The sequence below is a fragment of the Pseudomonas emilianonis genome, assembly GCF_023072625.1.
GTDB classification, from domain to species: domain Bacteria; phylum Pseudomonadota; class Gammaproteobacteria; order Pseudomonadales; family Pseudomonadaceae; genus Aquipseudomonas; species Aquipseudomonas paraveronii.
In genome coordinates this window covers 1-14,128 of record NZ_JAKNRV010000120.1, presented here as the reverse complement: position 1 = coordinate 14,128, position 14,128 = coordinate 1, and the positions used below count along the sequence as shown (strand labels likewise).

Genomic DNA, 14,128 nt, shown 5'->3' with positions numbered 1-14,128 from the left:
CGCTGTCGGGGGTTTCCCGCAGCCAGCGACTGAGCAGGTGGGCGCTCATCAGGCCGGTGGGGTCGCTGTAGAAGCGGTTGCTGGAGCGCAGGGCCGTGCGCACGCTGGGCAGCAGTTCCATGAACACCCGGCGCACGGCGGCTGGCGTGTCGCCCAGTTGATACACGCCAGGGTCGAGGGCGGCGGGCTGGGCCACGAAGCGCTCGAAAATCTTCTCCTTTTCGCCGGCGACGATCAGGCTGGCGTGCTCGAAGGTTGAGGTCCAGTTGATGTTCGAATCGAGCACCATGCGCCCCACGTTCGCTGGAAACAGGCCGCCGTACCAGGCGCCGAGCCAGGTGCCGTAGGCGTTGCCCAGGTAGTTGAACTGCAACTCGCCTAATTGTTTGCGCACAAATTCCAGGTCGCGGGCGGTCTGCTCGGTGGTGATGTACGGCGTCAGCGGGTGGCTGGCGCACGCTTGGGCGATCAACCGGGCATTCTGGCGCGCAGCGGCGAGGTTGGCCGCGCTACGGTCTTCGCTGACATCCCCTTGCGGCACGATCCGCCCCTCGGAGCGGCATTCCAGACGTGACCCTGGCAGCCGGCCCAGGCCTCGCGGGGTGACTTCGATCACATCATAGGTATCGGCCAACTGGCGGTAGGTGTCGCCCCAGTCGGGTTGCCGGGCGTAATGCTTCCAGACGGTGGCCAGGTGTACGGCGAAGGCGCCGCCGGCGTCGAGCCCGGGGCCCCCTGGGTTGGCGAATAATGCCCCCTGGCGTGACAGCGGCAGTTTGGCGCCGACGCGGGTGATGTCGAAGCTGATGCGACCGCGCTCTGGCGCCGCATGGTCCAGGGGCGCAGTGACGATGCCGCATTGGGTGCGTTCGATGACCTCTGGGTCCAGATGTTCGAGCGCCGGTTGCGGGCAGTCCAGGAACCATTCGATGCCGAACGGTGAACGCGGCGCTTCAGCGTGAGCGCTGGCGGGCGCCAGGGCTGCAACCAGCACCAGGCAACGGTAGGTAATTGCGCTTGCAGCTGGAAGGGGGTTCATCAGCGATCCTGGCCAGTCGTGTGAGAAAAAGAAGCCACTGTTGTGGCTTCTGATTCGGGACGACTTTTTTACCAAGGACCGTGGGGGGAAAAATGTAGGAGGACAAAACGGCACGTGTACGAAATGCGACTTTCGTTTATCGGATGTCGGTCTCCCAGCCGCCGCCTAACGCTTTGTACAAGGCAATGCTGGCGTGACAGGCGCCGTTGCACATTTAGGTCCGGGGCTGCGTACAGGATGCGCGAGTGGGACGCGCCCTGAGCGTCGATCGGTTAAATTTAAATTCACTGTCCTCGTTTCCTATCAACACGTGACCTGTTGTGCAGGTCGTGAAGGTATTCCCGCCCCACCGCCAAGGGGCTTATCCAGAGGACACTGGAATGACACAGGCAATTGCTTCGCCCGCGGTTCACGACCTGATCGGTATCGGTTTCGGCCCTTCGAACCTGGCGCTGGCCATCGCCCTGCAGGAGCGCGAAAAGGCCCAGGGCAAACTGGACGTGCTGTTTCTCGATAAACAGGCCGATTACCGTTGGCACGGCAATACCCTGGTGACCCAGAGCGAACTGCAGATTTCGTTCCTCAAGGACTTGGTGACCCTGCGCAACCCCACCAGCCCGTATTCCTTCGTCAACTACCTGAAAGCCCACAACCGCCTGGTCGATTTCATCAACCTCGGCACCTTCTATCCGTGCCGTATGGAGTTCAACGACTACCTGCGCTGGGTCGCGGGGCAGTTCCAGGCCCAGAGCCGCTACGGCGAGGAAGTGCTGGCCATCGAGCCGATCCTGCACCAGCAACAGGTTGACGCACTGCGTGTGATTTCCCGCGATGCGCTGGGTGAGCAGCATGTGCGCACCACCCGTTCGGTGGTGGTCAGCGCCGGCGGCACACCGCGTGTGCCCGAAGTGTTCAAGGCGTTCAAGGATGACCCCCGGGTCTTCCACCATTCCCAATACCTGGCGCGCATGGCCCAACAACCCTGCGTGCAGGGCAAGGCGATGCGCATCGCGGTGATCGGCGGCGGCCAGAGTGCGGCCGAAGCGTTCATCGATTTGAACGACAGCTTCCCGTCGGTACAGGTCGACATGATCCTCCGCGGTTCGGCGCTGAAGCCGGCGGATGACAGCCCGTTCGTCAACGAAGTGTTTTCGCCGGCCTTTACCGACCTGGTGTTCCAGCAGGTCAGCGCCGAGCGTGAGCGTCTGGTAGCCGAGTACCAGAGCACCAACTATTCGGTGGTCGACCTGGACTTGATCGAGCGCATCTACGGCATCTTCTATCGTCAGAAAGTCTCCGGCACTGCGCGCCAGGCCTTCCGCACCCTGACCGTGGTCGAGCACGTCAGCGCCAGCCCGTTGGGCATCGAGTTGGCCCTGCGCCACAACGCCACGGGCGAAACCAGCGTCAGCCATTACGACGCGGTGATCCTGGCCACCGGCTACGAGCGCCAGATGCACCGCCAACTGCTGGCGCCGCTGGAGGCTTATATGAGCGACTTCGAAGTCAGCCGCGACTACCGCATCGTCACCGACGAGCGTTGCAAGGCTGGCATCTACATCCAGGGCTTCAGCCAGGCCAGCCATGGGTTGAGCGATACCTTGCTGTCGGTGCTGCCGATCCGGGCGGATGAGATTGCGGCGTCGTTGTATGCGCATGATCGCCACCGTGGGCAGGGGCGTTCGGTGCAGGATTTGCTGCTCGCTACGGCGAGCTGACGAACGGGTGTTCGGGCTGCACGCTTGTAGGGGCAAAGCAGGGTAAGAAAATATTAAGCGGGCACGGTTGAGAAAATGTGGGAGGGGGCTTGCCCCCGATTGCGGTGTATCAGTCAACTAATTTGTAGCTGACAGATTGCAATCGGGGGCAAGCCCCCTCCCACATTTGATCTTCGGTGTTTGTTGGGGGGGGGCGGTCAGGCCAGTTCGGTGGCGGTGTTTTTGACTACCGCGAGTTCGGGGTGGGCCACCAGTTTGTCGATGTGCAACTCGTCGTTGTTCAACCAGGTTTCCGTCAGCACCCGGTAATGCTCCATGTCCCGGCAACGCATGCGCAGGCTGTAGTCGAACGGCCCGCTGATCAACTGGCATTCGAACACCTGCGGGCAGGCTTTGACGCAGGCTTCGAAAGCCTTTTGCGCCGAGCGCCCGCTCTGGTTGGACAAGGCCACCAGCACCAGCAGCGACAGCCCCGGTGAGACCATCTGCACGTCGATGATCGCCCCGTACCCACGGATCACCCCGCGCCGTTCGAGCTTGCGCACCCGCTCCAGGCAGGGCCTGGGGGTCAGATGCACCAGCGACGAGAGCTTTTCGTAGGTGATACGCCCCTGATGCCGCAGCACGTCGATGATCGCCTCATCGATGCGATCCAGCGCAGGGGAAGAATGGGGTCCGTTGGCCTTGGTATCCATGGGTTTCACTTCAAGCGGTTGGAAAGAAATTGCTGCAAGCGTTCGCTGTTGGGATGGTCGAGGATCTCGGCGCCGCCTTGCTCTTCGACCCGGCCCTGGTGCAGGAACAGCACTTGGCTGGACACCTGGCGGGCAAAGCCCATTTCGTGGGTGACCATCAACATGGTACGACCTTCCTCAGCCAACGTCTGTATGACTTTGAGGACTTCTCCTACAAGCTCAGGGTCCAAGGCGGAGGTCGGTTCGTCGAACAGAATGATTTCCGGTTCCATCGCCAGGGCTCGGGCGATGGCAACGCGCTGCTGTTGGCCGCCGGACAGAAACGCCGGGTATTGATCCGCCACTCGGCCCGGCAAGCCCACCTTGTCCAGGTACATTCGCGCGCGCTTTTCCGCTTCGGCGGCGCTCACGCCCAACACCCGGCGCGGGGCCATGGTGATGTTTTCCAGCACGGTCATGTGGCTCCACAGGTTGAAATGCTGGAACACCATCGCCAGGCGTGTGCGCAGGTTCTGCAGTTGTGCCTGGTGCGGCGCGTGGGTGCCGGCGCGGCCCTGGCGCATTTCGATGCTGATGCCGTCCAGGGTGATGACGCCGGCGTCCGGCTGTTCGAGAAAGTTGATGCAGCGCAGCATCGTGCTTTTGCCCGAGCCGCTGGCGCCGATCAGGCTGATCACGTCGCCATTGCGTGCGTTGAGGGACACGCCTTTGAGCACTTCGTGTTCGCCGTAGCGTTTGTGGATGCCTTCGACCTGGAGTTTGATCGCGGCGGTGTCGGTAGCGGTCTTGGCAGCGAGTGGTGCATCAACCGGATAAGTGGCCAGGGCCTGCGCGGACTGATTCATGGGTTAGCCTCGGGTAGGAACAAGAAAACGCATCCAGCGACGTTCGGCCAGTCGAAACAGGCCCACCAGTGCAAAGGACAGCAGCATGTAGAGCAGCGCGGCGATACCGAAGGCCTGGAACGTCAGGAACGTCTCGGCATTCGCATCGCGGGCCACTTTGAGGATGTCGGCGACGGTGGCGGTAAACGCCAGCGACGTGGCGTGCAGCATCAGGATCATTTCATTGCTGTAGGCCGGCAATGCACGGCGCAGCGCGGCGGGCACCAGCACAAACAGGTTCAGCCGCCAGCCGTGCAGGCCATAGGCGCGTGCCGCTTCGATTTCGCCATGGGGAATGTTGCGGATCGCCCCGGCGAAGATTTCCACGGTGTAGGCGCAGGTGTTGAGCACGAACGCCAGCAGCGTGCAGTTCAGCGCGTTGCGAAAGAACTGGTTGAGCAGGGCGTTGTCCTGCACCACCTCCAGGCTGTACAGCCCGGTGTAGCAAATCAACAGTTGGATATACAGCGGCGTGCCGCGAAACAGGTAGGTGTACACCTCCACCGGCCAGCGCAGCCAAAAGTGCTCAGAGACGCGCGCTAGCGCCAAGGGGATCGACAGGAAAAACCCGAACAGCACCGAAATGATGAACAACCACAGGGTCATCGCCACCCCGGACAAGCCCGCGCCATCGCTGAACAGGTAGGCCAGGCCGTATTGCTGGAACAGTTCGATCATCGCGCCATCCCCTTGATGCCCAGGTTGTAGCGCCGTTCGAGGCGCTTGAAGATGCGGTTGGAGAGGGTGGTGATCACCAGGTACACCAGGCCCGCAAGGATCAGGAAGTACAAGGGTTCGTTGGTGGTCTTGCCGGCGTTTTGCGCGGCTTTGACCAGGTCCGACAGGCCGATGATCGACACCAGCGCCGTGGACTTGAGCAACACCAGCCAGTTATTGCCCAGCCCCGGCAGGGCGAAGCGCATCAACTGCGGGAACAGCACCAGGCGAAAACGCTGCCAGCGGCTCAGGCCGTAAGCGGTCGCGGCTTCCAGTTGGCCGACCGGCACGCTGAGGATCGCGCCGCGAAAGTTTTCGGTGAAATAGGCGCCGTAGATAAACCCCAGGGTGATCACTCCGGCGGTAAACGGGTCGATTTCAAAGTAGTTCCAGCCGAAAGTTTCGGTCAGGTCGTTCAGCCACAGTTGCAGGCTGTAGAAAATCAGCAGGATCAGCACCAGGTCCGGCACGCTGCGAATCAGCGTGGTGTAGAGCGTGGCCGGCAGCCGCAGCCATTTGGCGCTGGAGAGCTTGGCGCCGGCGGCGATCAGGCCCAGGCCAAGGCTCAGGCCCAGCGCCAGGAACGCCAGCTTGACCGTCATCCAGGCGCCCTGGGCGAGCATGGGGCCGTAGCCCTGCAGGTTGAGGAATTCGTTCATGGGGGGAGATCTCTAAAGGGCGCAGACATACCCCTGGGGGAGCGGGCTTTGGTGGGAGGGGGCTTGCCCCCGATGAGGGTGTTCCAGTCGACACATGTACTGACTGAGCCGCCGCTATCGGGGGCAAGCCCCCTCCCACACAAGCCTTTTCACAAAAGGGGCGGTGTTGGCTTACTCGTTGTAGATGTCTTGATCGCCGAAGTATTTCTTCTGGATCTGGGCGTAGGTGCCATCGGCCTGTACGGCAGCGATGCCCTTGTTGATCAGCGCGCGCAGTTCCTGGTCGTTCTTGCGCAGGCCCATGGCGATGTCCAGGGGCAGCGTCGGGTCCTTGAAGGCCGGGCCGGTTTTGAAGTCGGCGCCTTCAGGCTTGGACAGGAAGTTGAGCTGGGCTTCGAGTTTGTCGGTCAGGGTGGCGTCGAGGCGGCCGTTTTGCAGGTCGGCGTAGTTCTGCTCCTGGGACTGGTAGGCCTTGATCTGGGCGCCCAGCTTGGCCAGGTGCGCACGCGCATAGGCTTCCTGCAACGAGCCTTGCAGCACGCCGACTTGCTTGCCTTTCAGGGAGTCTGGGGTTTCGCCGAAGTCGGCGCTTTTACGGGTGATGACCGAGGTGGGGCTGAGGAACAATCGGTCGCTGAAGTCGATGACTTTCTCGCGAGCCGGGGTGATGGCCATGGACGACATGATCGCGTCGAACTTGCGCGCGCGCAGGGCGGGGATCATGCCGTCGAATTCGTTATGCACCCAGGTGCATTTGACTTCGAGTTTGGCGCAGATCGCGTTGCCCAACTCGATATCGAAGCCTTGCAGGCTGCCATCGGCGGCCACGGATTCGAAGGGTGGGTACTCGGGGAATACGCCGAAGCGGATTTCTTTCCAGTCTTGGGCGTGTGCAGCGGTGGCGCACAGCGGCAACAGCAACGCAGCGAATAGTGAGCGGAGTGGCGTCATGTTGAGTCCCTATATTTTGTAATTGATGTCAGGGCAGTCAAAGGGGTGCAGCGTGCATTCATTTACTGACTCTTCGGTCGCGCTCAGAATGCTTCAAGATGGTGCGTTTTTTGTGTCGTTTACCCCGTGCTCAAAGCGCGAATTGCGCTGTTAAAACAAGCAATGCAGCGGAATCGGCTGTCGCACCCGCTGAATCGGCTTTTCACCCTTGAAATCCTGGCCTGCCCTTGGCGCAAAGCGGCAGGCCAGAGCGGTTTCAGGCGCGCTTTTTGTGCTGTGCGCTTGGCGCTTGGGCCAGGCGCGCGAACAGGTCTTTCGGGTTGGCCAGGTCGGGTACCAGTTCCAGTTCGCTGCCGACATCCAGCGCCTTGGCCACGTCCAGCACGTAGCGCAGGGCCGAGTAGTCTTCGATGGCAAAACCCACGGAGTCGAACAGAGTGACCTGGCGCGCATTCTCGCGGCCGGGCGCCTGGCCGTTGATCACTTGCCACAGTTCGGTGACCGGCGAATCGGCCGGCATGTGCTGGATTTCTCCTTCGATGCGGCTTTGCGGTTCGTATTCGACGATCACCCGGGCGCGCTCGACGATGCGTCGGTCCAACTCGGTCTTGCCCGGGCAATCGCCGCCCACGGCGTTGAGGTGCATGCCGGGTTCGATCATCTCGTCTGTGAGAATGGTCGCGTAGGCCTTGTCGGCGGTGACGGTGGTGACAATGTCCGCGCCTTTCACCGCGTCGGCCACGCTGGCGGCCAGGATCACTTTGATTGCCGGGAACGCCTTGAGGTTGGCCGCCAGCTTGGCAGTGGCCTTGGCGTCGATGTCGAACAGGCGGATTTCATTGATGCCCAGCAGGGTGTGGAAGGCCAGCGCCTGGAATTCGCTTTGCGAGCCGTTGCCAATCAGCGCCATGCTGCGGCTGTTGTCCCGGGCCAGGTAGCGTGCGACCAGGGCCGAGGTGGCGGCGGTGCGAATCGCGGTGGTCAGGGTCATTTCCGCCAGCAGCACCGGTTTGCCGGTATCCACATCACCCAAGGCACCGAAGGCCATCACGGTGAGCATGCCGGCCTGGGTGTTTTTCGGGTGGCCGTTGACGTATTTGAACGCGTACAGCGACGCGTCGGACACCGGCATCAGTTCGATCACGCCCTCCGGCGAGTGGTTGGCCAGGCGTGCGCATTTCTCGAAATCCTGCCACCGCAGGTAGTCGGCGCGGATGTAGTCGGCCATCTCGGTGATGCAGGTTTGCAGGCCTTTTTGCGAGACCAGGTAGCTGAGGTCGTTGACGTCGATATAGCGGGTCATGGAGTGGCTCCTGTATTTATTGGAAGGTGGCGCGGGCGGGCAGATGCACTTCCGCGAGCATGCAGCGGGCACTGCCGCCGCCGATGCGTTCGATGTGGTCGATGTTCACCACCACCGGCCGCGTGTGGCGTTCCACATGCTGGCGCTGGGCGGGTTGCAGGGCGTTCCAGGCGCTGGCGGACATCACCAGCAGCGGCTGGCCGTCGCGGTCATGGACTTCGAGCATGTTGCCGGCGAAGGCTTCCAACTGGTCGAAGTCGAGGGCGAGGATGTCCTTGCCAGTGTCGCGCAGGGAGCGTTCCAGGGCCTGGCGCTCGTCGGCGTCCGGCAAGGCTTGCAGGCACACCACCGAGAGGTTGCGGCCGACGCTCATCATCACGTTGCTGTGGTAGATCGGCGCATGGTGGCGGTCGACGGCGTGGAACACGCAGAGTTGGTAGTCGAGGCGTTCGGCGAACTGGCGCAGGGCGTCGTGGTGCGTGCGCCCGGAGTGGCAGGCGTAGCTGATCCGGTGTTGGCGGTCGAGCACCATGCTGCCGGTGCCTTCGAGGAAGATGTTCTGGTGTTCGAGATGGCTGAGGTCAATGGTGTCTTTGATCGCAAAGCGTTGTTCGAGGACTTGCAGCACGCCCTTGTTGCGCTCCAATCGTCGGTTCTGGCCTTCCATCGGGTACAGCACCAGGCTGCCGTCGGCATGGCTGCTCCACCAGTTGTTGGGGAAAATCGAGTCGGGGGTATGCGGCGCCGGGGTGTCCTGCACGACCAGGACTTCGACGCCATGCTGGCGCAAGGTGTCGACATAGCCGTCGAACTCTTCCAGCGCTTTTTGCTGTGCGCTGAGCGGATCGAGGGGCTGGCGTTGGAAACGGTTGTTGATCGCGGTGTCCGGGTTGAAGGCAAAGCGCGCCGGGCGAATCATCAAGACGGTGTTGGTGGTTTGCATGGGGGCACGAATCCATGGGTTGAGCAGTGGGGCTATTTTGTGCGTTGTGGCGGGGGAATCTCGGCTGAAACCCAGGGGGTGCTCAGCCGGGAAAGCTGAAAAGTTGGGTGGGGCAGCCGAATCGGCTGTGCTGACTGACGGACCGCTATCGCAGGCAAGCCAGCTCCCACATTAGTATGGGGGTGGTTGTGGTATCCGAGTCAGGAAGGAGAGTGCATGTCTATCGCCGTTCGTATTGCCCAGGCCGCCGACGCAGATGGGATCAGCCAGGTCATCCTCGCTGCCTTGCACAGCAGCAATGCGCGCGATTACCCGGCCGAGGTGATCGTCCGGGTTGCGGGCAACTTTTCGCCCGCTGCGGTGCTGGAACTGCTTAGGCGCCGGGTGGTGCTGGTGGCGGTTCAGGATCAGGTGATCGTTGCCACCGCGGCCCTTGACGGCAATGCAGTGCGCTCGGTGTTCGTCAACCCGGCGCTGCAAGGGCAGGGCATTGGTCGGCTGCTGATGATTGAAATCGAATTGCGCGCCCGTGAGGCCGGGGTGACGGTGTTGAGTGTGCCGTCCTCGCTGACGGCCGAGCCGTTCTACACCAAGTTGGGCTTTCACACCGTGCGTGACGTCTACCATGGCCATGAACGCACGCTGGTGATGGAAAAGGCGCTGTCGTCGCGCCACCCCATCGGCGCCTATCGCGACCGTCTGCACCGGGCGCAGGTGGTTGCGTTGTGGCAGGAGGCTTTTGGTTATGACACCGCCCATAACCTGCCGACCCTGGCGATTGATAAGAAGCTGGCGGTCAATGACGGGCTGTTCTTCGTGGCGACGGATAAGAACGTCGTGATAGGCACGATTCTGGCGGGGTACGACGGGCATCGTGGTTGGTTGTATTCGGTGGCGGTGCGCGCTGACTATCGCCGGCAAGGGCTGGGTGCGTCACTGGTGCGGCACGCGGAGCAGGCTTTGAGTGCCTTGGGGTGTATGAAGATCAACCTGCAGATCACCGGCGGCAATGACACGGTGGTGGGGTTCTACGAGGCGTTGGGGTATGGGGTGGAGCCGAGGATCAGTATGGGGAAGAAGATGGTGGAAAATATCCCGACTCAATCCTGAGAATGATCGCAGATCAAATGTGGGAGGGGGCTTGCCCCCGATAGCGGAGTGTCAGTCACCGGCAATATTGACTGAGCCACCGCTATCGGGGGCAAGCCCCCTCCTACAGGGGTTTGCAGTGTGTTTGGGTTAGACCTTGACGATCCAGCCTTCTGGCGCTTCGACGTCGCCGGATTGCACGCCGGTCAGCTCTTTGTAGAGCTTCTGGGTGATCGGGCCGACGTCGGTCTCGCTGTAGAACACGTGCAGTTTGCCGTTGTACTCGATGCCGCCGATCGGCGAGATCACGGCGGCAGTCCCGCAGGCGCCGGCTTCCTGGAAGATATCCAGTTGGTCGATGAACACTTCGCCCTCGACCACTTCCAGGCCCAGGCGGGTCTTGGCCAGTTCGATCAGCGACAGGCGGGTGATGCCTGGCAGCACCGAAGGCGACTTCGGTGTGATGAACTTGTTGTCACGGGTGATCCCGAAGAAGTTGGCCGAACCGACTTCCTCGATCTTCGAGTGCGTGGCCGGGTCCAGGTAGATGCTGTCGGCGAAGCCGGCTTTTTTCGCTTCCGAACCTGGCAGCAGGCTGGCGGCGTAGTTGCCACCGACCTTGGCGGCGCCGGTGCCGTGTGGTGCGGCGCGGTCGTAGCCGGAGATCTGGAAGTTGTGCGGCACCAGGCCGCCCTTGAAGTAGGCGCCGACCGGGATTGCGAACACCGAGAAGATAAACTCCGGCGCGGTGCGCACGCCGATGTTGTCACCGGTGCCGATCACGAACGGGCGCAGGTACAGCGCGCCGCCGCTGCCATACGGCGGGATGAACCGCTCGTTGGCGCGAACCACTTGCTTGCAGGCGTCGATGAAGGCTTCGGTCGGCACTTGCGGCATCAGCAGGCGGCCACAGCTGCGCTGCATGCGTGCGGCGTTCTGGTCCGGGCGGAACAGGTTGATCGAGCCGTCCTTGCAGCGGTAGGCCTTGAGGCCTTCAAAGCATTGCTGGCCGTAGTGCAGGGCGGTGGAGCCCTCGCTGATGTGCAGCACGTTGTCTTCGGTCAGGGTGCCCGCTTGCCACTCGCCGTTTTTCCAGGTCTGGATAAACCGCTTGTCGGTCTTGATGTAGTCAAAACCCAGCTTGTCCCAATTGATGCTTTCGTTACCCATGACACCCTCTATCTCTGGTCAACCGCCTGGTTGAAGGCAGGCTTATCGGTTTTTTTCTGGATGGCGCAACAATACTGCATTCCGCTGCTGGTCTTCCAGTTACATGCGGTCTTTGCAGGAGTTGGCTTGTTGTGGCGAGGGAGCTTGCTCCCGCTGGGTTGCGAAGCGGCCCCAGCCGCAGGCGACTGCTGCGCAGTCGAACGGGAGCAAGCTCCCTCGCCACAGAAACTATCCCGGTTACATATGCAAGGCGTGGCCCAGGGCCCTTAGCGCGGCTTCCTGGACGGCTTCGCCGAGGGTCGGGTGGGCGTGGATGGTGCCCGCTACGTCTTCCAGGCGCGCGCCCATTTCCAGGCTCAGCCCAAAGGCGGTGGACAGCTCGGACACGCCGACGCCAACCGCCTGCCAGCCGACAATCAGATGATTGTCACGCCGCGCCACCACCCGCACGAAGCCGGTTTTCGACTCCAGGGTCATGGCCCGGCCATTGGCCGCGAACGGGAAGCTCGACACGATGCAGTCCAGGCCCGCGGCTTTGGCCGTGTCGGGCGTCTTGCCGACCACCACCAACTCCGGGTCGGTAAAGCACACGGCCGGGATCGCCGCCGGGTTGAATTCGCGGTGTTGACCGCTGATCAGTTCGGCGACCATTTCGCCCTGGGCCATGGCCCGGTGGGCGAGCATCGGCTCGCCGCTCAGGTCGCCGATGGCCCACACATTGCGCATGCTGGTCTGGCAGCGGTGGTCGATCTTGACCGCCGCGCCGTGCATGTCCAGGTTCAGCGCTTCGAGGTTCCAGCCCAGGGTGTTGGGGGTGCGACCCACGGCGACCAGCACCTGATCGGTGTCCAACGACACGGTGTCACCCTTCGGGTCGCGCACTTGCAGGCGGTTGTGCTCAAAGCCGGTGACGCTGTGCTTGAGGTACAGCTTCACGCCCAATTGCTTGAGGGATTCAGCCACCGGCTGGGTCAGTTCGGCGTCATAGGCCGGCAGGATGCGTTCCTGCGCCTCGACCACGCTGACCTCGGCACCGAGCTTGCGGTAGGCAATCCCCAGTTCCAGGCCGATATAACCGCCACCCACCACAATCAGGCGTTTGGGCACGCGGGTCGGCGCCAGGGCTTCGGTGGACGAGATGATCGGCCCGCCAATCGGCAGCATCGGCAGGTTGACGCTTTTCGAACCGGTGGCCAGCAGCAGGTGTTCGCACTGGATGCGCTGGTCGCCGACGTCGACGGTCTTGCCGTCCACCACCTTGGCCCACCCGTGGATGACCTGCACCTTGTGTTTCTTCAGCAGCGCGGCAACCCCGGTGGTCAGGCGATCGACGATGCCGTCTTTCCATTCCACGCTTTTGCGGATGTCCAGGGTCGGCACATCGACTTCGATCCCCAGGGGCGAACCCTGGCTGTGGTGGACGCTTTGCTGGAACTGTTCGGCCACATGGATCAAGGCCTTGGACGGGATGCAGCCGATATTCAGGCAGGTGCCGCCCAGTGCCTGGCCTTCCACCAGGACGGTCGGGATACCCAGTTGACCGGCGCGGATCGCGGCCACATAACCGCCAGGGCCGCCGCCGATAATCAGCAGGGTGGTGTGCAATGTCTGAGTCATGCCCTTACTCCAGGAACAGGCTGGCGGGTTGTTCGAGCAGGCCGCGAATGGCCTGGATGAATTGCGCCGCGTCCATGCCGTCGACCACGCGGTGATCGAACGAGCTGGAGAGGTTCATCATCTTGCGGATCACGATCTGGCCCTTGATCACCATCGGCCGCTCGACGATGCGGTTGACGCCGACGATGGCCACTTCCGGCAGGTTCAGCACCGGCGTGCTGACGATGCCGCCCAAGGCGCCGAGGCTGGTCAGGGTAATGGTCGACCCCGACAGCTCGTCGCGGCTGGCCTTGCCATTGCGCGCGGCGGTGGCCAGGCGGGCGATTTCCTCGGCATTGCCCCACAGGCTGCGTGCTTCGGCGTGACGTACCACCGGCACCATCAGGCCTACATCGCTCTGGGTGGCGACGCCCACATGCACCGCACCGAGGCGGGTGATGACCTGGGCTTCGTCGTCGTAACGCGCGTTGATCTGCGGGAAGTCGCGCAACGCCACGACCATGGCGCGCACGATGAACGGCAGCAGTGTCAGCTTGCCGCGTGTCGCAGCGTGTTTTTCATTGAGGTGTACCCGCAGCTCGTCGAGGGCCATGCTGTCGAGGGCTTCCTGCAATTGCAGGCGCGCTTCGCCGATCTGTTCGTGTTCGAGAGCGCGCTGCTCGCCCATCTCGGCCACTTCTTCGTCGAGGCGAGTGCGGCGCAGGGTCAGTTGCTCGGCCTTGGCCTTGCTCGCCGAGAGCTGGGCTTTCAATTCGCCCTGCTGGCGCGCTTCGTCCTGCAACAGGCGGCGCAGGTGTTCGCGGCCGGTCTCTTGCTGACGCTGGGTGGCGCGCAGGGTTTGCAGTTCGGTTTCCAGGCTTTCCAGGGTGGCTTCGCGCTCTTCACGCTCGGCGATCAGCTTGACGATTTCCTGGCCACGGGCCAATACGCCGCTCTGCGCTTCACTGGCACGGCACACCCGCAGGAAGTGGCGGCCGACCCAATAGCCGTCGCGGCTGATCAGGCTTTCGCCGGCGCCCAACTGACCGCGTTGGGCCAAGGCCTGCTCCAGGGACTCCACCGGTTTGACCTGGCCCAGCCACGGCGACAGGTCAATCGCGGCCTCGACTTTATCCAGCAAACTGCCCGGCACACGGGTGCCATCGGCGGCAGGACTGAGCAAGCGCAGATCGCCCTGGGCAAAGCCGGCCAGGTCGAAACCGGCAAAATCATCCACCAGCACCGCTTGCAGGTCGGCGCCGAGCACGGTTTCCACCGCCAGTTCCCAACCCGCCTCGACCTTCAAACCCTCCGCCAGACGCGGGCGCTCGGCCAAGTGCTGGTCGCGCAGCCATTCGGCGGTG

13 protein-coding genes and 1 pseudogene are annotated in these 14,128 nt (G+C 62.7%); 2 read left to right on the top strand and 12 right to left on the bottom strand.

The genetic code is table 11. From position 1 onward, the window contains the following. Both L9Z73_RS14270 and L9Z73_RS31485 read right to left on the bottom strand, forming a co-directional pair. On the bottom strand, positions 1-1,039 hold a 1,039-nt coding region (locus tag L9Z73_RS14270; protein ID WP_247401955.1), incomplete at its 3' end, for an alpha/beta fold hydrolase. A gap of 136 nt (positions 1,040-1,175) precedes the next feature. Then, positions 1,176-1,281 (bottom strand): annotated as a pseudogene (locus L9Z73_RS31485) (hypothetical protein); the annotation flags it as partial. A gap of 138 nt (positions 1,282-1,419) precedes the next feature. On the opposite strand from L9Z73_RS31485, the gene L9Z73_RS14265 reads away from it, so the two are divergent. Next, positions 1,420-2,757, top strand: coding sequence for a lysine N(6)-hydroxylase/L-ornithine N(5)-oxygenase family protein (locus tag L9Z73_RS14265; protein WP_247401953.1), 1,338 nt, complete (start codon positions 1,420-1,422; stop codon positions 2,755-2,757). A 197-nt stretch (positions 2,758-2,954) separates the two neighbouring features. Here the strand turns inward: L9Z73_RS14265 and L9Z73_RS14260 are convergent, their stop codons facing one another. The 7 genes from L9Z73_RS14260 to ctlX all read right to left on the bottom strand — a co-directional run bounded on the left by L9Z73_RS14260 (position 2,955) and on the right by ctlX (position 8,909). Next, positions 2,955-3,452 (bottom strand): Lrp/AsnC family transcriptional regulator, encoded by a 498-nt coding sequence (locus L9Z73_RS14260; RefSeq protein ID WP_029296543.1) that lies wholly within the window; start codon positions 3,450-3,452, stop codon positions 2,955-2,957. Positions 3,453-3,457: 5 nt separating this feature from the next. Then, positions 3,458-4,297 carry an ABC transporter ATP-binding protein gene (locus L9Z73_RS14255; RefSeq protein WP_247401951.1) on the bottom strand — a complete coding sequence of 280 codons (840 nt, stop codon included), beginning with the start codon at positions 4,295-4,297 and terminating at the stop codon, positions 3,458-3,460. A 3-nt stretch (positions 4,298-4,300) separates the two neighbouring features. Then, positions 4,301-5,014 (bottom strand): ABC transporter permease, encoded by a 714-nt coding sequence (locus L9Z73_RS14250; RefSeq protein ID WP_247401948.1) that lies wholly within the window; start codon positions 5,012-5,014, stop codon positions 4,301-4,303. After that, on the bottom strand, positions 5,011-5,712 hold the full coding sequence (locus L9Z73_RS14245; protein ID WP_247401946.1) for an ABC transporter permease: 702 nt from the start codon (positions 5,710-5,712) through the stop codon (positions 5,011-5,013). Before L9Z73_RS14245 ends, L9Z73_RS14250 begins: the two co-directional genes overlap by 4 nt. Before the next feature lie 171 nt (positions 5,713-5,883). Next, entirely contained in the window at positions 5,884-6,663 is a 780-nt protein-coding gene (locus L9Z73_RS14240; protein WP_247401944.1) for an ABC transporter substrate-binding protein, read from the bottom strand. A 256-nt stretch (positions 6,664-6,919) separates the two neighbouring features. After that, complete coding sequence (locus L9Z73_RS14235) at positions 6,920-7,966, bottom strand: ornithine cyclodeaminase (protein ID WP_247401942.1); 1,047 nt, start codon at positions 7,964-7,966, stop codon at positions 6,920-6,922. 16 nt (positions 7,967-7,982) lie between these two features. Beyond that, positions 7,983-8,909, bottom strand: a complete 927-nt coding sequence (gene ctlX, locus L9Z73_RS14230) for a citrulline utilization hydrolase CtlX (protein ID WP_247401940.1) — start codon at positions 8,907-8,909, stop codon at positions 7,983-7,985. A 216-nt stretch (positions 8,910-9,125) separates the two neighbouring features. On the opposite strand from ctlX, the gene L9Z73_RS14225 reads away from it, so the two are divergent. Then, a complete protein-coding gene (locus L9Z73_RS14225; RefSeq protein WP_247401938.1) occupies positions 9,126-10,019 on the top strand; it encodes a GNAT family acetyltransferase in 894 nt (297 codons plus the stop codon). A 129-nt stretch (positions 10,020-10,148) separates the two neighbouring features. On the opposite strand, the gene L9Z73_RS14220 is transcribed toward L9Z73_RS14225, so the two are convergent. The 3 genes from L9Z73_RS14220 to L9Z73_RS14210 form a co-directional block, all read right to left on the bottom strand. Beyond that, the gene (locus tag L9Z73_RS14220; protein ID WP_247401936.1) at positions 10,149-11,168 is read right to left on the bottom strand and encodes a branched-chain amino acid aminotransferase; all 1,020 of its coding nucleotides are present in this window, start codon (positions 11,166-11,168) and stop codon (positions 10,149-10,151) included. Positions 11,169-11,405: 237 nt separating this feature from the next. After that, positions 11,406-12,785 carry a dihydrolipoyl dehydrogenase gene (gene lpdA / locus L9Z73_RS14215; RefSeq protein WP_247401934.1) on the bottom strand — a complete coding sequence of 460 codons (1,380 nt, stop codon included), beginning with the start codon at positions 12,783-12,785 and terminating at the stop codon, positions 11,406-11,408. 4 nt (positions 12,786-12,789) lie between these two features. Beyond that, positions 12,790-14,031, bottom strand: a complete 1,242-nt coding sequence (locus L9Z73_RS14210) for a 2-oxo acid dehydrogenase subunit E2 (protein WP_345894164.1) — start codon at positions 14,029-14,031, stop codon at positions 12,790-12,792. Positions 14,032-14,128: the final 97 nt, after the last annotated feature.